Source organism: Actinoplanes sp. NPDC051405, assembly GCF_055586185.1.
Genome location: NZ_JBVJIR010000005.1, coordinates 302924 through 322007 on the forward strand (window position 1 = coordinate 302924; position 19084 = coordinate 322007).

At 71.6% G+C, this 19084-nt stretch carries 20 protein-coding genes; 10 read left to right on the forward strand and 10 right to left on the reverse strand.

Annotation, left to right across the window (positions count from 1 at the left end; translation table 11 throughout):
- Positions 1 to 165 precede the first annotated feature (165 nt).
- Complete coding sequence (gene cspE / locus ACZ6S4_RS14120; protein ID WP_015625344.1) at positions 166 to 369, forward strand: transcription antiterminator/RNA stability regulator CspE; 204 nt, start codon at positions 166 to 168, stop codon at positions 367 to 369.
- 80 nt (positions 370 to 449) lie between these two features.
- Here cspE and ACZ6S4_RS14125 read toward each other — a convergent pair whose 3' ends face one another.
- Positions 450 to 1181 (reverse strand): lysophospholipid acyltransferase family protein, encoded by a 732-nt coding sequence (locus ACZ6S4_RS14125; protein WP_465475309.1) that lies wholly within the window; start codon positions 1179 to 1181, stop codon positions 450 to 452.
- Between the two features lie 128 nt (positions 1182 to 1309).
- On the opposite strand from ACZ6S4_RS14125, the gene ACZ6S4_RS14130 reads away from it, so the two are divergent.
- Both ACZ6S4_RS14130 and ACZ6S4_RS14135 read left to right on the forward strand, forming a co-directional pair.
- Entirely contained in the window at positions 1310 to 1489 is a 180-nt protein-coding gene (locus tag ACZ6S4_RS14130) for a hypothetical protein (RefSeq protein ID WP_465475310.1), read from the forward strand.
- A 34-nt stretch (positions 1490 to 1523) separates the two neighbouring features.
- The gene (locus ACZ6S4_RS14135; RefSeq protein ID WP_465475311.1) at positions 1524 to 2411 is read left to right on the forward strand and encodes a hypothetical protein; all 888 of its coding nucleotides are present in this window, start codon (positions 1524 to 1526) and stop codon (positions 2409 to 2411) included.
- Here ACZ6S4_RS14135 and ACZ6S4_RS14140 read toward each other — a convergent pair.
- The 4 genes from ACZ6S4_RS14140 to ACZ6S4_RS14155 are packed head-to-tail and all read right to left on the reverse strand — an operon-like array spanning position 2408 to position 5626.
- Positions 2408 to 3301 (reverse strand): ABC transporter permease, encoded by an 894-nt coding sequence (locus tag ACZ6S4_RS14140; protein ID WP_465475312.1) that lies wholly within the window; start codon positions 3299 to 3301, stop codon positions 2408 to 2410. The genes ACZ6S4_RS14135 and ACZ6S4_RS14140 overlap by 4 nt on opposite strands.
- Entirely contained in the window at positions 3291 to 4073 is a 783-nt protein-coding gene (locus tag ACZ6S4_RS14145) for an ABC transporter ATP-binding protein (protein ID WP_465475313.1), read from the reverse strand. The genes ACZ6S4_RS14140 and ACZ6S4_RS14145 overlap by 11 nt, the downstream gene beginning before the upstream one ends.
- Before the next feature lie 57 nt (positions 4074 to 4130).
- Positions 4131 to 5192 (reverse strand): ABC transporter substrate-binding protein, encoded by a 1062-nt coding sequence (locus ACZ6S4_RS14150; protein ID WP_465475314.1) that lies wholly within the window; start codon positions 5190 to 5192, stop codon positions 4131 to 4133.
- A gap of 8 nt (positions 5193 to 5200) precedes the next feature.
- The gene (locus ACZ6S4_RS14155) at positions 5201 to 5626 is read right to left on the reverse strand and encodes an RrF2 family transcriptional regulator (RefSeq protein WP_360545049.1); all 426 of its coding nucleotides are present in this window, start codon (positions 5624 to 5626) and stop codon (positions 5201 to 5203) included.
- Positions 5627 to 5764: 138 nt separating this feature from the next.
- Here ACZ6S4_RS14155 and ACZ6S4_RS14160 point away from each other — a divergent pair, with 138 nt between their 5' ends.
- Together ACZ6S4_RS14160 and ACZ6S4_RS14165 are read left to right on the forward strand one after the other, a co-directional pair.
- Positions 5765 to 6271 carry a hypothetical protein gene (locus tag ACZ6S4_RS14160; RefSeq protein WP_465475315.1) on the forward strand — a complete coding sequence of 169 codons (507 nt, stop codon included), beginning with the start codon at positions 5765 to 5767 and terminating at the stop codon, positions 6269 to 6271.
- A 73-nt stretch (positions 6272 to 6344) separates the two neighbouring features.
- Positions 6345 to 7562 carry a radical SAM protein gene (locus tag ACZ6S4_RS14165; protein ID WP_465475316.1) on the forward strand — a complete coding sequence of 406 codons (1218 nt, stop codon included), beginning with the start codon at positions 6345 to 6347 and terminating at the stop codon, positions 7560 to 7562.
- On the opposite strand, the gene ACZ6S4_RS14170 is transcribed toward ACZ6S4_RS14165, so the two are convergent.
- The 4 genes from ACZ6S4_RS14170 to ACZ6S4_RS14185 are packed head-to-tail and all read right to left on the reverse strand — an operon-like array spanning position 7543 to position 11688.
- Complete coding sequence (locus tag ACZ6S4_RS14170) at positions 7543 to 7929, reverse strand: hypothetical protein (RefSeq protein ID WP_465475317.1); 387 nt, start codon at positions 7927 to 7929, stop codon at positions 7543 to 7545. The genes ACZ6S4_RS14165 and ACZ6S4_RS14170 overlap by 20 nt on opposite strands.
- A gap of 57 nt (positions 7930 to 7986) precedes the next feature.
- On the reverse strand, positions 7987 to 10062 hold the full coding sequence (locus tag ACZ6S4_RS14175) for an SIR2 family protein (protein WP_433721877.1): 2076 nt from the start codon (positions 10060 to 10062) through the stop codon (positions 7987 to 7989).
- Entirely contained in the window at positions 10059 to 11330 is a 1272-nt protein-coding gene (locus ACZ6S4_RS14180) for a YqgE/AlgH family protein (RefSeq protein ID WP_465475318.1), read from the reverse strand. Before ACZ6S4_RS14180 ends, ACZ6S4_RS14175 begins: the two co-directional genes overlap by 4 nt.
- A gap of 4 nt (positions 11331 to 11334) precedes the next feature.
- Positions 11335 to 11688, reverse strand: coding sequence for an effector-associated constant component EACC1 (locus ACZ6S4_RS14185; RefSeq protein WP_465475319.1), 354 nt, complete (start codon positions 11686 to 11688; stop codon positions 11335 to 11337).
- Between the two features lie 170 nt (positions 11689 to 11858).
- Between ACZ6S4_RS14185 and ACZ6S4_RS14190 the strand changes: the two genes are divergently transcribed.
- The 4 genes from ACZ6S4_RS14190 to ACZ6S4_RS14205 all read left to right on the forward strand — a co-directional run bounded on the left by ACZ6S4_RS14190 (position 11859) and on the right by ACZ6S4_RS14205 (position 16453).
- Positions 11859 to 13154 (forward strand): M16 family metallopeptidase, encoded by a 1296-nt coding sequence (locus ACZ6S4_RS14190; RefSeq protein ID WP_465475407.1) that lies wholly within the window; start codon positions 11859 to 11861, stop codon positions 13152 to 13154.
- Positions 13151 to 14470: a M16 family metallopeptidase gene (locus ACZ6S4_RS14195; protein WP_465475320.1), complete on the forward strand. Its 1320-nt coding sequence runs from the start codon at positions 13151 to 13153 to the stop codon at positions 14468 to 14470. The genes ACZ6S4_RS14190 and ACZ6S4_RS14195 overlap by 4 nt, the downstream gene beginning before the upstream one ends.
- Positions 14467 to 15465 carry an NAD(+) diphosphatase gene (nudC, locus tag ACZ6S4_RS14200; RefSeq protein ID WP_465475321.1) on the forward strand — a complete coding sequence of 333 codons (999 nt, stop codon included), beginning with the start codon at positions 14467 to 14469 and terminating at the stop codon, positions 15463 to 15465. Before ACZ6S4_RS14195 ends, nudC begins: the two co-directional genes overlap by 4 nt.
- Positions 15466 to 15571: 106 nt before the next feature.
- On the forward strand, positions 15572 to 16453 hold the full coding sequence (locus ACZ6S4_RS14205; protein WP_465475322.1) for a phytanoyl-CoA dioxygenase family protein: 882 nt from the start codon (positions 15572 to 15574) through the stop codon (positions 16451 to 16453).
- A 52-nt stretch (positions 16454 to 16505) separates the two neighbouring features.
- Here the strand turns inward: ACZ6S4_RS14205 and ACZ6S4_RS14210 are convergent, their stop codons facing one another.
- Positions 16506 to 16748 carry a mycoredoxin gene (locus ACZ6S4_RS14210; RefSeq protein ID WP_360545033.1) on the reverse strand — a complete coding sequence of 81 codons (243 nt, stop codon included), beginning with the start codon at positions 16746 to 16748 and terminating at the stop codon, positions 16506 to 16508.
- A gap of 81 nt (positions 16749 to 16829) precedes the next feature.
- Between ACZ6S4_RS14210 and ACZ6S4_RS14215 the strand changes: the two genes are divergently transcribed.
- A complete protein-coding gene (locus ACZ6S4_RS14215) occupies positions 16830 to 18974 on the forward strand; it encodes an ATP-dependent DNA helicase UvrD2 (RefSeq protein WP_465475323.1) in 2145 nt (714 codons plus the stop codon).
- Positions 18975 to 19084: the final 110 nt, after the last annotated feature.

Consider the following 19084-nt stretch of genomic DNA (forward strand, 5'->3'; position numbering starts at 1 on the left):
CCTAGGAGCGCCTGTGGGGATTCTGCCCCAGGCGCTCTTTGTCGTAACCCGGGTTTCTCCGGTACGGGCGATCAGTACGGCGACACGAGTCCCGCGAAGTGCGGGTCTTACTACCTCGTTCCTGGCCATAATGGACGGGAACGATCGACCGTCGAGGAGACGAGCATGGTTACCGGCGTAGTGAAGTGGTTTAACGCGGACAAGGGCTTCGGGTTCATCACCCCGGACGACGGCGGTGCCGACGTCTTCGCCCACTTCTCCGCCATCCAGACTTCCGGCTACCGCAGCCTGGACGAGAACCAGCGGGTTGAGTTCGAGGTGACCCAGGGCCAGAAGGGCCCGCAGGCCGCGAACATCCGCCCGCTCTGATCTCAGCCACACGCTGACCACCGGCGCCGGTCCCCTCGGGGGTCGGCGCCGGTGACGTTTCCGCCCCGGCGCGGTGGGCTTCAGGCCCCCGCCGGGGTCGCGTCACCGACGCCCTCGGGCCGTGGTGCGGTGCCACCCAGGTGGGCCGGCAGCCACCAGCGGTCGTCCGGCCCGGACGGCTGCTCCGGGTATTCCCGCTGGGCCGCGTCCAGCAGCGCGCTCAGCCGCTGCCGCAGGACCACCGTCGTGGCCTCGGCGGTGGCGCCGACCGCCGCCCGGATCGGCTCACCGATCTTGATGATCACCGGCACGTGCCGCTTGGTCAGATCTTTCGGGTGGCCCTTGGTCCACAGCCGGTGTGGTCCCCACACCGCCATCGGGATCAGCGGCACACCGGCCGCCTGGGCCAGCCGGGCCGCGCCCGACTTGAGCGCCTTCACCGTGAACGACTCGCTGATCGTGGCCTCCGGGAAGACGCCGACCACCTCGCCGTTCTTGAGGGCCTTTTCCGCCTCGTTGAAGGCAGCGGTGCCCGCCCGGCGGTCCACCGGGATGTGGTGCATGCCGCGCATCAGCGGCCCACTGACCTTGTGGGTGAAGACCGACTTCTTGGCCATGAACCGGACCAGCCGCTTGGCCGGCTGGGCGCCGAGGCCGCAGAAGATGAAATCGAGGTAACTGGCATGGTTGCTCGCCAGCACCGCCCCGCCCTTGGCGGGGATGTGCTCCGCCCCTTCGATCTGAATCCGCAGGTCAAGGACACGGAACATCGTCTTGGCGAAGCCGATGACGGGGGGATAAACGATTTCCATCCGATTACGGTACCGGGGTGGGGTGAAGGTTGCCTGGCAGGAATGCAACCGATCCGGCCCCAGCGGCGTCTTAGAGATGACTGTGCCGGATCCCGGGAGGGGTCCGACTTCGCTGGGGAGGCTTTCGCATGCAGACCGTGTCCGCCCGCCGGGAGCTGGGCCTCGTGCTGGCGTTGGCCGTCCTCGGGCTCGCTCTGGTGCTCGTCGTCGCATTCGCCCCGTGGTACGGACCGGTCGTGCCGGGTGATGCCGGGGCCTCCGTGGTGCAGACCCTGCCGCCGGAGGCCGCTGCCGCGCTCGGCCGGTAACCCATGACGCGTCCCGGTGGTGTTCACTGGGATGATGTCCGAGAGCACACAGACCCCCGCCGTCTGGTCGCGGCCGGGTGGTGCGTGGGGTTCGGGCACCGTGACCAGTCCGGGCGTACCCCCGCTGGTGCCGCCGCCAGCCCCGCCGGAGTCGCCGCCCGCCGATGGGCCGCAGCGGCGCCGGCGCCAGATGTTGATCTTCGGCGGCATCGCCGGCGCGATCCTCGCGGTCGGCCTGGCGGTGATCCTGATCGTGGCCCTGAGCTCGGAGGGCAACCCGTTCGACCGGAAAGCCTCCGCCCCCACCGACCTGCGGCCGCCGCTGGCGCAGATGTGTCCCGCGCCGACCGTGGCGCCCAGCGTGGACCCGACCGGGCGGCCCAGTGCCCCGCCGCCGGCGGCTCCCGGGGAACGGACGACCGACCCCGACGCGGGCATCTCCTACAAGAAGTACGGCGCACCGTGGGTCCCGTGGGACACGACCTGGCGGGCCGGCACGCTCGAGGTGCCCTACCGGGTCGGCCAGCACTTCGTGACGGAGCAGTACAGCGGCGGCTCGTACCACGCCTCGATCCTGTCGGCGGCGGTCCCGGCGGCCGACAACGACGCGGTGACGGTTGATCTCAAGTGCGTCGGCCGGCAGGTCGCCGCGGACGTGCGCGCGGAGTACTACCCGCAGCCGAACACGGTCGAGCCGTTGCGGGACGAGATGACCACGCTGGGCGGGCGGCCGGCCTGGGTCAGCGAGTTCCGTCTGCACTTCAAGGCGGCCGGGCTGACCGCCACCGACGAGCTGTCGGCGGTGGCGGTCATCGACGTCGGCAAGCCCACCGCGGCCGTGCTGTACGTCTCGATCCCCGGCACGCACAAGCAGTTCGACTCGGTGATAGACGACGTGCTCGAGTCGGTGCGGCCGCTCTAACTGCCGGTCAGGCCCCAGCGCTTGCGCAGCGCGTTGTCGGCGGCGTTGAAGAGCACGTCGATCAGGATGCCGATCACCAGCACCACGATGATGAACGAGATGACCAGGCTGGACTCGCTGAGGTCGCGCGCCTGCTGCATCCGTACGCCGATGGACAGCGCGCCGGGCACGATCACCAGCAGCTCACCCGCCATCAGGCTGCGCCAGGAGAACGCCCAGCCCTGCTTGAGCCCGGAGATGAACGAGGGCAGCGACGCCGGCAGGATCAGGTGGCGGTACTTGGCGAAGCCCTTCATGCCGAGCACCTGGCCGACCCGCAGCCACGTACGCGGGACGTAGTCGATGCCGCTGATCAGGCCGTTCGCCACCGAGGGGGCGGCGCCGATGATGACCACGAACATGATGGCGCTCTCGCTGATCTGGAACAGCAGGATGGCCAGCGGGAACCACATGATCGACGGCATCGTCTGCAGGCCGGTGATCAGCGAGCCGATGGCCGCCCGCAGCGGCGCGAAGCGCGACACCGCGGCGCCGACGATGGTGCCGATCAGCACGGCCAGCGCGAAGCCGGTCACCGCCCGCAGCATGGTCAGCCGGACGCCGTCCCAGAAGTCGCCGGTGGTGATCAGCGTGCCCAGGTCGCTGAAGACGGTGGCCGGGCCGGGCAGCACGTACTCGGGCTTCCACTGCGCCCAGACGACGATCTGCCAGGCCAGGATGACGATCGCGATGGCCAGCAGCTTGGGCCAGGCGCTGCGCCAGATGCGGCCGCCGAGGGCCGCCTTGCTGCGTCTGGGGCCCAGCTCGAGCGCGTCGAGCCCGGTGAGCCGGTCCGCGGCCGCGGAGTCCGAGGCAGTGCGGTTGTCCTGAACGGGGACCTCAGCTTGCATGGCGGGCGACCTCCGCGCGGAGCCGGTCGGTGATCTCGGCGGCCTGGCCGGAGACCTCGGGGGAGTCGATGCGCCGGGGGCGCTCGTGGGTGATCGGGTAGTCCTCGATGACCCGGCCCGGGCGGCTGCTCAGCAACACGACCCGGTCGCCGAGGCGGACGGCCTCGCGCACGTTGTGGGTCACGAAGAGCACGGTCAGGTTCTGCTCGCGCCAGATCCGCTCCAGCTCGTCGTGCAGGATGTCGCGGGTCATCGCGTCCAGGGCGCCGAACGGCTCGTCCATCAGCAGGACGTCGGCGTTCTGGGCCAGCGACCGGGCGAGGGCCACGCGCTGGCGCATGCCGCCGGAGAGCTCGTGCGGGCGCTTGTGGCCGAAGCCGCCGAGCCGGACGACCTCGAGCAGCTCCTCGGCCCGTTGCCGGCGCTCGGCGCGGCCCATGCCGCGCAGGCGCATGGGCAGCTCCACGTTGCCCAGGACTGACAGCCACGGGAACAGGGCCGCCTCCTGGAACATCAGGGAGACGTGCCGGCCGCCGATGTCGAGAGTGCCGCCGCTGATCTCGTCCAGCCCGGCGACCAGCGAGAGCAGGGTGCTCTTGCCGCAGCCGGACGCGCCCAGCAGACACACGAATTCGCCCTTCGCCACGGTCAGGGAGACCCGGTCGAGGGCGAGCAGGGTGTTGCTGCCGGAGCCGTACTGCTTGGAGACGCTGTCCAGGCGGACCACCACGTCGCGGTCGGTCCGGGTTTCCGTGGCTTGCAGGATGCTCATGGGAACTCCCAGGTCGAGCCGGCCGGGCCCGCGTCGGCGGACCCGGCCGGAGGCGGATCAGGAGGCTGCGGCGTCACTGACCGCGGGCTGGCCGTCGGCCTTGAGCAGCTCGTTGAGCGGGCCGAGGTCGTAGATGCCCTTGAGGTCGACCGGCTTGAGCAGACCGACGTCCTGGGCGTGCTGCGCACTGGTGTAGAGCGACGAGGCGACCGGGTCGTTGGTGAACGTCAGGTTCTTGAACGCCGAGGCCAGGATCTCGTCCTTGAGCGGCTTGCCGGACAGGGCGCCGAGCTGCTCGTTGGCCGCCTTCTGGGCGCCGGCGTTGTCGGTCGCGATGAGCTTCTCCGCGGCGAGGTGACCCTGCAGCAGCTTCTTGACCGTCTCCGGGTACTTCTTCAGGAACTCCTGCTTGACGATCAGGTGGGTGGTCACGAACTGCCCGTTCGGCCACAGATCCTTCTCGTTGACCAGCAGCTTGCCCTTGGACTCCAGGATCATCCGGCTCAGGTTGGGCTCGGGCACCCAGGCGCCGTCGATCGCGCCCTGGGCGAAGGCCTGCAGGGCCGTCGCGTTGTCCTGCGGGAGCACGGAGACGTCGCCGCCGCCCTGCTGGTCGGCGTTGAGCCCGTTGGACTTCAGCCAGGCGCGCAGCGCGACGTCCTGGGTGTTGCCCAGCTGCGGGGTGGCGATCTTCTTGCCCTTGAGGTCGGCCGGGGCGTTGATGCCCTCCTTGACCACCAGGCCGGCGCCGCCCGAGGTGCTGCCCGCGATGATCTTGATCGCGGTGCCCTTGGAGGTGGCCCAGGCGTTGATGGCCGGGTTCGGGCCGATGTAGGTGGCGTCGATCGCCCCGGAGAACAGCGCCTCGACCGCGGCCGGGCCGGCGTTGAAGGTCTTCGATTCCAGCTTCGTGCTGCCCAACGACTGCTGGAACAGCCCGTTCTTCACCCCGATCAGGGCGGGCGCGTGGGTGATGTTCGGGAAGTACCCGAGCCGCAGCGCCGGGGCCTCGCCCGACGCGGAGGCGGCGTCGTCACTCTTGCCGCAGGCGGCCAGGGCGGTGGCGGACAACAGGGCGGTGGCGGCCAGGGCAAGCGCACGGACTGTGCGGGAGCTCATGCTCACTCCTAGTTCGTTCTCAAGGTGGTGGGAATCGCGGAAACAGTGAGTTCGGCGAGCGTGCGGTGGTTCACGACACCCTCGATGGCTTCTTCCACCGCGAGCCAGACGTCTTTGAGCCCGGTGGCGACACCGTGGTACGTCGTGGTCGTGGTGGGCAGGCCGCGCACCGTGGTGAGGGCGCCGCCGACGGAGCGGACCACGTCCCCGACCGTGATGTCCTCGGCCGGGCGGGCCAGGGAATAGCCGCCGTCGACACCGCGGTGGCTGTGCAGCAGGCCGGCGCGGCGCAGGTCGAGCAGGATGCCCTGGAGAAAGCTGAGCGGGATGTCCTGAGCCGCGGCCAGCGCGGCGGCCTTGACCAGGTGGGGGTGGTCGGCGGCGATCGCCAGCATGGCCCGGACGGCGTAGTCGGTGCGTGCCGAGACGTACACGGGGCATGTCCTCTCGGTCCGGCGGAGCGCAAACTCTGCTTTCTCTATCTGATGGATGGGAATAGTGGACGAGGTAGGGGACGGTCGTCAAGCCCCATCCGGATGGTGAGAAGCCGGTGACCGGGTATCGTCCCGGCCGTGGGTGACCAACCGACGACGGCGATCCGGATCGGGCTGCACGAGGTGGCTGGTCTGCGCTGGCCGCAGCAGGTGCTCGCCGGCGACGGCCGGCGGCAGACGGCCGCCGTCCCGCTGCCCCGGTTGCCCTGGTCGAAAGCCGCGATCGAGGTGCCGATGGGCGAGAGCGCGGCGCGGGCGGTCGCCCGGGTGACCCGGCTGCGCAAGATCTTCGGGTACGGCGTGGCGCCGACCGTGATCCTGCTCTTCCTGATCGCCGACGGTCTGCTGCTGTGGGGCCGGTTCGGCGACCTCAAGCCGCCCACGGTGGTCTTCGCGGTGCTGGGTGTGGTCGGCCTCCTGCTGATCCTGAGCGGCTTCGTGCCCGACGCGGTCTCCCGGGCCACCGGTGCGCCGTACGTGGCGCGGGACCAGTTGCGCTTTCCGAAGGCACGCCCGGAGGCGGTGGCCCAGCTGGTCAAGCTGAACTCGAAGGTGACGATCGACCGGGTGCCGGCCGCCCGGTAGCAGCTCGGCACTGCGCGCCGACGTGACGGTGCGGCGAAACATGAACGACTACTGAGTGTGGCAATATCGCCCCGTGTTCGTCCTGTCCGAGCGCCGCCGAACGTCCACGACCGTCCGCCTGGCGCCCGGCGTACGGGTGCGGGACTCCATCGCGTACGTCCCCCGCCGCGACCATTTCTTCGCGCTCGACCCGGCCCATCTGCATGCCCTGCGCCGGGTCCGGGCCGGCCGGGCCGGCGGCGACGCCGAGACCCGGGCGCTGGCCGAGCTGGGCATCTGCGAGACCGACCCGGACACCCCGCGCCGCGCGTTCTTCGGCCGGTCGGTGGTCGGGCAGCTCGACGTCCTCCCGCGGATCACCGCGCCGCTGGTGGTGAACTGCTTCGCCACCGCCCACTGCCCGCTGCGCTGCCTCTACTGCCACGCCGACGACCTCATGACCGGCTACCGCGAGCAGGAGAACGAGGCCTGGTTCGCCCGGGTGCTGCGCGCTGCCGCGGCGACCCCGGCGATGGTCGGGGTGGTCACCGGCGGGGAGCCGCTGGCCCGGGTCGAGCGGGCCGAGCGGCTCATCGCCCGGCTGGCCGAGACCGGCAAGGCGGTGGTGCTGGACACCTCCGGCGTGGGCGACTTCAGCCGGCTGGTGCCCACCCTCCGGCGCCACCAGGTGCACGTCCGGGTGTCACTGGACAGCGCCGACCCGGCCGGCAACGACGCGCTGCGCCCGGCCAACCGGCAGCACCTGCCCCCGGGCGCCAGCTCGGCGGTCTACGCCGTGGACGCGATCCGGCGCGCGGTCCGCGCGGACGTGCCGTGCAGCGTCCAGACGGTCGTCACTGCGCGCAACGGCAATCTCCCGACGTTGCTTGCGCTGCGTGATCAACTCGTGGGTCTCGGGGTCACCACCTGGGTGCTGCACGTCGTCGTGCCGGTCGGCAAGGCTGCGCACCCGCAACGGGCCGCGCTGCTCGCACCGGCCGGCGTCCAGGACGTCCTGGACGACCTGGTCCGGCGGACCGCGGCGGAGGGTGTGGCGATCGACATCCGGCTGACCAGCACCCACCGGGCGCCGAACTCGACGCTGCTGATCAGCGCCAAGGGCGAACTCGCGGTGGAGAACGTGGCGGACGGCGGGAAGAGTCTCTTCGCGTTGCCCCGGATCGGGGTCCGCGGTGCCGTGCTCAAGCACTTCCGGGCCCACGTGGACCTGGCCGGGCACGCCGGCCGCTACCTCAACGGATCACAGGCGCCGTGGGCCGAGGCGATCGGCGCTACTCTGCCGCGGGCGTGAGGGCCCAGATGGCGGCCGCTTCGAGCAGCGACTTCACACTCGCCTCGTCGCCCTCGGAGATCCTCAGCACCCGGGCCGGGACGTACCCGGTCGGATCCAGCTCGCGCAACCAGGCCGCGGCCAGCGCGCTCTGGTTGGCGGCCTCGAAGACGTTGACCAGCTCGGCCGCGGCGGCCAGCCGGCGCCGGACCGGCCAGGCCGGGCGCTGACCACGGGCGAACCAGGACTCGAACTCCGCGACGGAGGCCGCTCCGGCCACGTACGCCGTCAGCTCCACGCCCAGAGCGGTGACGCACAGTGCGGCGTCGTCCTCGACGGACGAGGGGACGGAGGTGTGCCCGACGCGCTCCACAACTGTGGCAGTCATACCTGAGACGCTAACTCGGCCGCGCCAAGACCGCGACCTCCGAACGGGCAACCGTGCTCATGGCCGCAGAAACAGCTCGGTCACCCGGGCCGCCAGCAGGTCCAGCACCGGGCGCCCGTCCTCGATCGCCGCGACGAACGCCGCCCACGAGTCCAGCGGGAAGTCCTCGGTCTCCGGCACCGGCTCGTTGTTGAGGTAGCCGGGCAGCAGCAACGCGTTCTGGAACAGCCACGGCACATAACTGCCCTCCGCGTCCCAGCCCGGCAGCTCCCGGGTCCGGAGCAGGTGCCGGCGCAGCTCCTCCTCGGACGACCAGCGCAGCATGTGCGCGTCGTGCTTCAGGCTCTTGATGTACGGGTTGTAGAGATGCCCCGGCCCGAAGCCGAACGTCTGCCGCCACTGTGCCCACAGGATCGCCTCGTCGCGCCCGCCGAGCGTCATGACGTCGTTGGTCGCGCTCTCCAGCAGCATGCTGTTCAGGTACGGCCACAGCGTCAACGGCGTGAGCAGCCTGTTCGCGTCAGTCCGCAGCACCGACTGCACGATCGGCCAGGCGTTCTTCTCCAGCTCGTCCCACGAGGTCAGGTTGGGCACCGCCTTGACCGCCGCGAGCAGGCTGTACAGCGACGGGTTGTGCTCGCCGTAGAAGGTGCGCGCCACCGACCAGGGGTCCGTCGGGCGCAACAGGGACTCCGGCGAGGTGTCCGCCGGCTGCCGCTGCACCTGGTCGAGGAACTCCGACAGGCTGACGAACTCGCGGACCGCGCCGTGCCCGGTGTGGTCGATCCAGCGGTCCAGGTCGGCCCGGAACGCGGCCGCCGCGTCGATGTCCCGCGAGCCCACGTCGTCGATGCAGACCCGGACCTCGACACCGAGCCGGGCCAGCGCGCCCGCCACGAACGCCTGGACCATGTGGATCACCGAGGCGCGCGGGCGCAGCCGGACCGGCCAGAGCAGCCGGATCGGGCCGACCGTGCCGCGCTGCTGGTTGATCCAGCCGAACCGGCGTTCGAGCTGCAGCAGCAGGCCGGGCACGTCGCGCGGGGGCTGGGTGCCGGGCTGGGAGACGAGCTGGCGTTCCCAGCTGTGGTGCCGTACCCGGTGCCGCAGGCCGGTCGCCCGCGGCGGCACGGGAACCTGCGCGCGTTCGGCCAGGGCCGGGAACAGCCGCTCGGAGTCGACGCCGGGGAAGCACTCGACCGGCAGGCCGGTCGCCTCGCGCAGGCGCTCGGCGGTGCTCAGCGCGCCGGCCGCGTCGGGGTCGTTGAGGGCCCAGAGCACGCGTACGGGCCGGGTGCGGGCGGCCGCGGCGATGGCGGCGGTCAGCGTGCCGGACCAGTCGCTGCTGCCGATCACGCAGACGGTGTCGCCGCGGATCAGGTCGGCGGTCGCGGCGATGAGCAGCTTGTTCTCCGCGATGCGGGCCGGGTCGTGCAGCAGTTGCGGGCCCCGGACGTGCAGCGTCGGGCGCCAGAAGCCGTGCAGGTGGAAGACCCGGACAGCGCCGTCGGCACCGCGGGTCGTCCCGGTCGTGCCGCGCTGGTCCAGCGGCAGGCTCACCGCGCGGCCGCCCGCCGAGCGGATCGCGATCTCCAGCAGCGGGTCGAAGTTCGTGGTCAGCACCCGGTGATCGAAGGCCTCCGGGACCTGAGCGAGCAGGTGCCCGAGCGCCTCCACGCCGCGGGGCAGCTGCCACGAGAACCGGTCGTTCTCCACGCCCTCGCCGACGCCGCGTTCCAGCCGCTGGCCCAGGCCGTGGGTGGCCAGCGGGGACTCCATCGGGTCCGGGGCCGCGTACGCCTTCAGCACCGCCTGCTGCGCGATCACGTCGAACGCCCCAGCCGACACCCAGTCGGTGAACACCCGCCGGTAGGCGCGGTACACGTCGATCGGGCGCGCCCCGACCAGCTCCGAGCGCGCCTGCTCCAGGGCCCGTTCCAGGGCGCCGTCGTCGTTGCGCCCGGCCGCGAAGCTGTCCGCGATGTCCAGGACGCCCTGCACCCGCGGGATGACGCCGGCCGTCACGCCGGAGCCGAGCAGCAGGGTGATCTGGTCGACGTCCCGCAGCCCGGCGGTGAGCCGGTCCAGCAGCAGCACCTCACCCGCGCTGAGTCCTTCGCCCGGGTCGGTCATCGGGCCGCCTGCAGGGACTGCCACAGCTCGCCGGGTCGTTCGGTGAAGACCTGCCGGGCGGTGTGCCGGCTGGCGATCAGCGCCCCGCGGTCGAGGAACTCCTCCAGCTCGCCGGCGCGCCAGCCGAGGTAGCCGACGAAGACGCGCATCGTGTCGACCGTGTCGGCGACGTCCTCCGGCACCGCCGACAACGCCAGGGTGCCGAGCCGCTCGCGGATCGGGGTGAACCGCAGGGGCTTGGGTGCGCCGGCCCGCAGCAGTGTCACCACGATGTAGCCGTCGCGGGCCACCGGACCGCCGTGGAACAGCATCGCCGGGTTGCGCAGCAGCGGGCGCCAGGCGTCCGGGAACTCGTCCGGGATGTCACCGGCGGGCTGGGTGATGCACACGCCGAGGGCGCCGGTCTGGTTGTGCCGCAGCACCAGGATCGCGCGCTGGCCGAGGTCCTCGTCGACGAACCAGGGCGCCGCGTAGAGCACACTGCCGGCCAGGTTGTGCCGGGGCGCGGCCGGGTTGTGCACCAGGGCGATCTCGCCGCCGGAGTCCCGGGCCCGCAGCTCGGGACGCTCGAAGCCGCGGCGGAGCATCGCCCGGCGGATCGTGCGCCAGACGGTGTGGACAGTCAGCGTGGCCGGCACCGCCTCGGGCGGCGGAGGCCGCAGACCGTCGCGCAGCAGCCGGATCAGCTCGCCGGTGAACGCGGTGTGCACCTCGCCGCGCGGCGCCATGGCCGGGCGGTTGGCCGGCGCGGAGACCAGCAGGCAGGTGCCCTCGGTCTCGGCCTTGTCGGCGACCGCGTCCGTGCCGCTGCCGTCGCCGCCGAGCTCGGACCCGGCCCGGCCCGAGTAGCAGCAGTCGAGGATCACGATCCGGCGGCGGGCCCGGGTGTCGGCGACGGCCCGGCGGATCCAGTCGTACGGGACGCCCCGCTCGTAGGGCGCCTCGGGGTCACAGCCGGGCAGCCCGAGGATCAGGTTGTCGTCGTCCACGTCGACCAGCCCGTGGCCGGCGAAGTAGACCAGCAGCAGCCCGTTGCTGCCGGCCGCCGCCGCGGCCCGCCGGATCGCGCGGCTCACCTCGGCCGGGGACTCCGGGTCGAGCAGCACGTGACAGTTCTCCGGCGGCACTCCCCACAGATCCTCGTGCTGGAAGAGGTCGCGCAGATCCGTCACGTTGCGCCGGGCGGCGGGCAGCTCGAAGAGCCGCCGGTAGGCCGAGACCCCGATGAGGACGAGCTGGGCCGCGGCCGGGTCTGTGACGTCAGTCATGCGACTACTTCTGCTCGCGCTGCTCGAGCTCGGTCAGCGCGATCGCCAGCGACGTGCGGTCGGCCACGTCGATCCGGGTGACCGTGCCGTCGGCCGCGGTGTGGGTGATCGTCACCTTGGGCGCCGGCCGGCGGGAGTCGCGCCAGCTGGCCACGGCCAGGGCCAGCTGGCCGGCGGACAGCCCGCTGCCGATGATCAGGGTCAGCACGTCGAGCAGCGTGCCCATCAGCTCGGGATCGTCGCCGCCGCCCAGTGCCAGCCCGCCGTCGACGCGGACCGCCTGCTCCCGGCGCAACCAACGATGCAGCGACTCCGCGTCGGCGGTCGAATCGCACTCCAGGCGCAGCCGTACCGGCACTGGTCTGTCTCCCCGTCGTGGTGGTGGATCGGACGCGACAGGATATCGAAGCATTTACCTCGCGTCACGGACTCACTACGCGAAAGCTAGCACCGCCGATCGAGGGCGCCGGACCACGGATCGGACACGCGCCGCTCCGGGGGGTTAGATTCTCTGGTGTGGCGCGCAAAATGAAGATTCCCGCGACGAAGTATCCGGTGGAACGCTTCACCCTCGACAACGGTCTGCGGGTGGTCCTCACACCCGACCGCAGCGCCCCGGTGGTCGGTGTGGCGGTCGTCTACGACGTCGGTATCCGCTCCGAACCGGAGGGACGCACCGGCTTCGCCCATCTCTTCGAGCACCTGATGTTCCAGGGCTCGGAGAATTTGGAGAAGCTGGCGCACTTCCGGCACGTGCAGGGAGCCGGCGGCAGCTTCAACGGCTCGACCCACCTCGACTACACCGACTACTTCGAGGTGCTGCCCTCCGGCGCCCTCGAACGGGCGCTGTTCCTGGAGGCCGACCGCATGCGCGGCCCCCGCCTGACCGAGGAGAACCTGCGCAACCAGGTCGACGTGGTCAAGGAGGAGATCCGGGTCAACGTCATGAACCGGCCGTACGGCGGTTTCCCGTGGCTACGGCTGCCTCCGGTGATGTTCTCCACATTCGCCAACGCGCACGACGGCTACGGCTCGTTCGGCGACCTGGACCACGCGACCGTGGCCGACGCCGAGGAGTTCTTCGACAAGTACTACGCCAGCGGCAACGCGGTGCTCGCGGTCGCCGGTGACTTCGACGTGGCCCAGGCGACCACGCTGATCGAGCGGCACTTCGGCGACGTGCCGGCCCGGGGCAAGCCCGACCTGCCCGACTTCGCCGAGCCCGACATCGACGGCGAGCGCCGGGAGGCTTACACCGACCGGCTCGCCCCGCTGCCGGCGGTGGCCAGCGGCTGGCGGCTGCCGGACCCGATCGCCGAGTTCGAGGCCTACCTGCCGTACGTGGTGCTGGCCGAGGTGCTGACCGACGGCGACGCGTCCCGGCTGGTCGAGCGGCTGGTGCAGCGCGACCGTACGGTCACCAGCGTCGGCGGCTACATCGGCTTCATGGGCGACGAGTACCAGGTCCGCAACCCCACCGCGATGCTGCTGCAGGCGCACATGCCTCCCGGCGGCGACGCGGACAAGGTGCTGCGCACGATCGACGAGGAGCTGGACCGGCTCGCCACCGGCGGCATGGCCCCCGGCGAGCTGGCCCGCACCCAGGCCCGGATGGCCACCCACCTGCTGCGCGACACCGACGCCGTGCTCGGCCGGGCGCTGCCGATGGCCGTCCTGGAGACCCAGCGCGGCCGCCCGCAGCTGCTCAACGAGCTGCCCCGGCTGGTCGGTGAGGTCACCGAGGCGCAGATCGTCGCCGCCGCGGCCACCCTGCGGCCGGAGCGCCGTTCCACCATCGAGGTCCTCCCGGGAGCCAACCAGTGACTGCGCGAGAACTGCCGGAGCTGATTCCGGACACCAAGCTCAAGCTGCCCAAGCAGGCCGAACGCAGGCTCAGCAGCGGCCTGACGGTCATCGCGATCCGGCGCCAGGCGGTGCCGCTGATCGAGATGCGGCTGCGAGTGCCGTTCGGCCGGGCGCCGCTGGCCCGCGCCACCCTGCTGTCCCAGGCGCTGTTCACCGGCACGGCCACGATGTCCAGCATCGACATCGCCGCCGAGCTCCAGGCCGTCGGCGGCGGACTGTCGGCCGGACTGGACCCGGACCGGCTGCTGGTCACCGGCAACTCGCTGGCCGCCGGTCTCGACCGGATGCTGGAGATCCTGGCGGCGGTGCTGACCGACCCGACGTACCCGGCCGAGGAGGTGGCCACCGAGCGGGACCGCCTGGTCGACCACATCCAGGTCGCCCAGAGCCAGCCGGCCCACCTGGCCCGTACGGCGCTGCTGCACCGGATGTACGGCCGGCACCCGTACGCGGTGCAGACGCCGGAGCCGGAGCAGGTCAAGGGTGTCCGCCCGGCGCAGCTGCGGGCCCTGCACGCCGACCGGGTCCGCCCGGACGGCGCGGTGCTGGTGCTGGTCGGCGACCTCAACCCGGAGAAGGCGATCGACGCCGCCGAGAAGGCGCTGGGCGGCTGGATCGGCCCGAGCCGCGACGGCAACGTGCCGCCTACGCCCGAGCTGGAGCCCGGCCCGCTGCTGCTGGTCGACCGGCCCGGCGCGGTGCAGTCGTCGCTGCGGATGGCCCTGCCGGCGGTGTCCCGCACCGACCCGGAGTATGCGGCGCTGCAGCTGGCGAACATGGTTTTCGGCGGCTACTTCTCGTCGCGCTGGGTGGAGAACATCCGCGAGGACAAGGGCTACACGTACGGTCCGCACAGCTCGATCGAGCACTTCGTCGCCGGCTCCGCGCTGGTGGTGGCGGCCGAGGTGGCCACCGAGGTGACCGGCCCGGCGATGCTCGAGACCCTGTACGAGCTGGGCCGGGTGGCCAGCCTGCCACCGGGCGAGGAGGAGCTGGAGCAGGCCCGCCGCTATGCCCTGGGCACCCTGCGGCTGGGCATGTCCACCCAGGCCGGCCTGGCCGGGCTGGCCAGCATCTACGCGAGTTTCGGACTGCGGCTGGACTACCTGAGCGAGCATTCGGCGGCGCTGGCCGCGGCCACCCGTGAGCAGGTCACCGAGGCGGCGGCCAAGTATCTGGCGCCCTCGCAGGCCGTCACGGTGGTGCTCGGCGACGCCGACAAGGTCGAGGCACCGCTGGCCGCCCTGACCCCGGTGGAACGCGGGGCCGCGTGAGCGAGCCCGTGGCAGCGTCCGGCACCGGTGAGCAACCCGACGTGGGGGAGCAGCCGGGGCCGGCCGTCCCGCCGCTCGCCCGGACCAGCCTGGACCGGGCGGCGCACCACCGCACCGACGACGACTGGCTGGCCGAGGCCTGGAAGACCGGGCTGGTGCTGGTCATCGACATCGCCAAGGGCGGCCGGGCGCTGATCACCGAGCGCCCGGACGGCACCCCGACGCTGGTGCTCGTCGGCGCCGACGCGTCGCCCGAGGGCGAGCGCCTGTTCCTCGGGGTGGATCCGGCCGGCGTGCCGATCTTCGCGATCGACGCCCCGTTGCCCGCGGCCGACGACGCCGAGGCGCGCACCCTGCGCGACATCGGTGACCGCCTCGACCCGCGGGACGCCGGCATCCTGACCACCGCCGCGGCCCTGGGCAACTGGCATGCCAGCCACCGTTTCTCGCCGCGCAACGGCCAGCCCACCACGGTCATCGAGGCGGGCTGGTCCCGGGTGGACGCCGAGGGCCGGGCCATGTGGCCGCGTACCGACCCGGCGATGATCGTGCTGGTGCACGACGGTGTGCCGGGAGCGCAGGGCCGCTGCCTGCTGGGCCACAACGCGGCCTGGCCCGAGACCGGGGGCGTCCGCCGGTTCTCCTGCCTGGCCGGTTACGTCGAGCCGGGCGAGTCCGCGGAGGCCGCCGTGGTGCGGGAGGTCCAGGAGGAGGTCGGCGTCCGGCTGCGGTCCTGGCAGTACGAGGGCAGCCAGTCCTGGCCGTACCCGGGTTCGTTGATGCTGGGCTACACCGCGGTGGCGGACCGGGAGCAGCCCATCACGGTCGATCCCGAGGAGATCGACGAGGCGCGCTGGTTCACCCGCGAGGACATCACCCGGATGATCGCCGGCGACTACGTGGAGCCGGAGAGCGGCGTACGGATGAATCTGCCCATGCGGTCGTCGATAGCGTTTTATCTCGTTGAGCGATGGTTGGGCGATTTCCCCCGTTAAGGGATTCACGTTTCTCTAATCAAAGAATTCTTCACACTCACTTAGCAACGGGCGGGGGACACTCCAGCGTCTGGTAAAGCAGACACACGGAGGAAGAGGTAGATAGATGTCCCTGCTTGCTGAGCAGACCTGGACGCCCATGACGGCCGAGGAACGTGCGCGCTTCGACCGCGACGGTTTCCTGGTCATCCCGGCGGTGCTGACCGAGGACGAGGTCGCGATCGCGCGGACCGCGATCCTGCGGACCAAGGAGAAGGTGGCCCGCGAGGGCGGCCTCGGCGCGAACGGCGCGCTGCACCAGCTCTCCGCGGTGACCAACAACCCGGAGCTGGCGTTCCTGCTGGATCACCCCAAGGCGTTCAAGTACATCTGGTCGATCCTCGGCTGGAACGTGCACGTCTACCACTCGCACGTCGATGTGCACCCGCAGATCCACGAGCAGCAGAAGGAATGGTGGCACTGGCACCAGGACGGCGGCCGGCAGAACCGTGAGCTGGAGACCGACCCACGCCCGCGGATGTCGGTGAAGCTGGCCTACTGGCTGTCCGACGTGAGCGAGACCGGCCGGGGCAACTTCACCGTCCTGCCGGGCAGCCACCTGACCAACTGGCTGCCGGGCCCGCCGTCGCGCGGCGTCCCGTGGCCGCAGCCCGAGGGCGCGCTGCAGATCACCGCCAACCCGGGCGACCTGGTCGTCTTCGACCGGCGGCTGTGGCACGCGCGCTCGGACAACTACTCGCCGATCACCCGGGTGGGCGCCTTCTTCGGCTACACCTACCGCTGGGTGGCCGGCCGCGACGAGGTCGCGGACCTGCCCGACACGCCCGAGTGGGCGTCGTTCACGCCGGTGCAGAAGCAGCTGCTCGGCGGGGCCGGCGACGGCAGTGGCGACCACGCCTGGGGCCACTACCCCGAGACCACCCCGTTGTACGGCGAGCTCAAGCGCCAGGGCCTTCTCGACTCGAGCATCCCCGCGCTGATCCCGTGACGCGGACGGGGCCGGCCGCGCTGCGACCGGCCCCCGCTGTGCCCCGGCTCCGCTAGGCGGAGATGGCGGCCAGGTGCTCCTTGACCTGCACGATCGACGGGTTCGTCAACGCGGACCCGTCATCGAAGCGCAGGGTCGGCACGGTCTGGTTGCCGCCGTTGACGCCCATCACGAACTCGGCCGAGGCCGGGTCCTGCTCGATGTCGATGACGTCGTACTGGATGCCCTCCCGGTCGAGCTGCGACTTGAGCCGGTGACAGTAGCCACACCAGGACGTCGAGTACATGGTCAACATCGCGCGGGATCCTTTCGGAGACATCACATGGCGGTACGCCATCCCGTGAAACGTCGGACCGGGGTGCCATGATTCCCGGTTGTGACAGCCGAACGCGTGCTTGCCGGGCTCGACCCCGATCAGCGGCGGGCCGTGACCGCCCCCGCCGGGCCGGTCTGCATCCTCGCCGGGGCCGGCACGGGTAAGACCCGGGCCATCACCCACCGGATCGCCTACCGCACCCTCAAGGGCGAGATCAGCCCGCGGCACATCCTCGCTGTCACGTTCACCGCCCGGGCCGCCGCCGAGATGCGCGCCCGGCTCACCGCTCTGGGCGCCGGCCGGGTGCAGGCCCGCACGTTCCACGCGGCGGCGCTGCGCCAGGTGCGCTACTTCGCCCCCCGGCTGCTCGAGGGCCGGGCGATGCCCGAGCTGGTCGAGAGCAAGGCCCGTCTCGTCGCGCTCGCGGCCAACCGGGTGGGCATCCGCGCCGACCGCACGGCGGCCCGGGACCTGGCCGGCGAGATCGAGTGGGCCAAGTCGTCCCTGGTCGAGCCGGGGGAATACGTGGTCGCCGCGGCCAAGGCGCTGCGCGAGCCGCCGTACGAGGCCGCCAAGGTCGCCGAGGTGTTCGGCGCGTACGAATCGCTCAAGCGCCGTCAGGGCGTCATCGACTTCGAGGACATGCTGCGCGCTGCCGTCTGGGGCATCGAGGAGCACTCCGACGTCGCCGAGCAGGTCCGCTCGCAGTACCGGCACTTCGTCGTCGACGAGTACCAGGACGTCAATCCGCTCCAGCAGCGGCTGCTCGACGCGTGGCTGGGTGGCCGCGACGACATCACCGTGGTCGGCGACGCCAGCCAGACCATCTACTCGTTCACCGGCGCCACCTCGGCGTACCTGGTGGACTTCCCCCGCCAGCGCCGCGACGCGGTGGTCGTCCGCCTGGTCCGCGACTACCGCTCGACCCCCCAGGTCGTCGGCCTGGCCAACGCGGTGATCAAGCAGGCCCGCGGCACCGAGGCCAAGCTGCGCCTCGAGCTGGTCGGCCAGCGCCCGCCCGGTGCCGAGCCGGACCTCAAGATCTTCCCGGACGAGCCGGCCGAGGCCGTCGCGGTCGCCCGCCGCTGCCGCGACCTCATCGGCGCGGGCACCCCGGCCAGCGAGATCGCGGTGCTGTTCCGCACCAACGCGCAGTCCGAGGCGTACGAGAAGGCGCTCGCCGAGCTGGAGGTGCCCTACGTCGTGCGCGGCGCCGAGCGCTTCTTCGAGCGCACCGAGGTGCGCCAGGCGATGATCGCGCTGCGCTCGGCCGTGCGGTCCACACCGGGGGAGACCCCGCTGGTCCAGGCCGTCGTCGAGGCGCTCTCGGCGACCGGCTGGGCCCCCGACCAGCCCCCGCCGGGCGGGGCGCAGCGTGAGCAGTGGGAGGCCCTGGCGGCGCTGGTCGCCCTGGCCGAGGAGTACGCCCGCACGCCCGACCTGCTGCCGCTGGGCCAGGCCGGCGCGGTGCAGCACGACGTGTCCCTGTCGGCGTTCTGCGCGGAGCTGGCCCACCGCGCCGAGCAGCAGCACGCCCCCACGGTCGAGGGCGTCACGCTGGCCTCGCTGCATTCCGCCAAGGGCCTGGAGTGGGACGCCGTGTTCCTCGTCGGGCTGGCGGAGGGGACGTTGCCGACGACGTACGCGAAAACCCCCGAGCAGCTCGAGGAAGAACGCCGCCTGCTCTATGTCGGGGTGACCCGGGCCCGGCAGTGGCTCTGGCTGTCCTACGGGCAGAGCCGGTCGCCGGGCGGCCGCGCGCGGCGACCGTGCCGGTTTCTGCCGCAGCTGGGCAGCACCCGCACCGGGCTGGAAAAGGCAAGCGTCGCGGGCGGCAGTCGGAAACCCGTCAATCGCCGCAGCACGGTGGTCTCCTGCCGGATCTGCGGGGCGACGCTGATGGCCGGCGCCGACCGCAAGCTGGGCCGCTGCCCGACCTGCCCGTCGGACCTCGACGAGGAGCTGTACGAGCGTCTCCTGGCCTGGCGCGCGAGCACCGCCGCGGAGCAGAAAGTTCCTGCTTACGTGGTGTTCACGGATGCCACGATCGTGGCGATCGCCGAGCGCAAGCCGGCCACCCCGCCGGAGCTGCTGGCCATCGCCGGAATCGGCCCCCGCAAGCTGGGCCAGTACGGCGCCGCGGTGTTCGCTCTGGTGGGCGGCGAGAGCCTCGCGGAGCCGGCGGCAGAAAACTTTGAAAACTAGTCCGTTAATTCGTTTGCCCTCGCCCCGTGGCCGGGCTTAGCCTCAGTTCACACCTTGACGAGCACGGGTTACAACCATGCTCATCAAGGGTCTGAAGAGCACGACTCGAG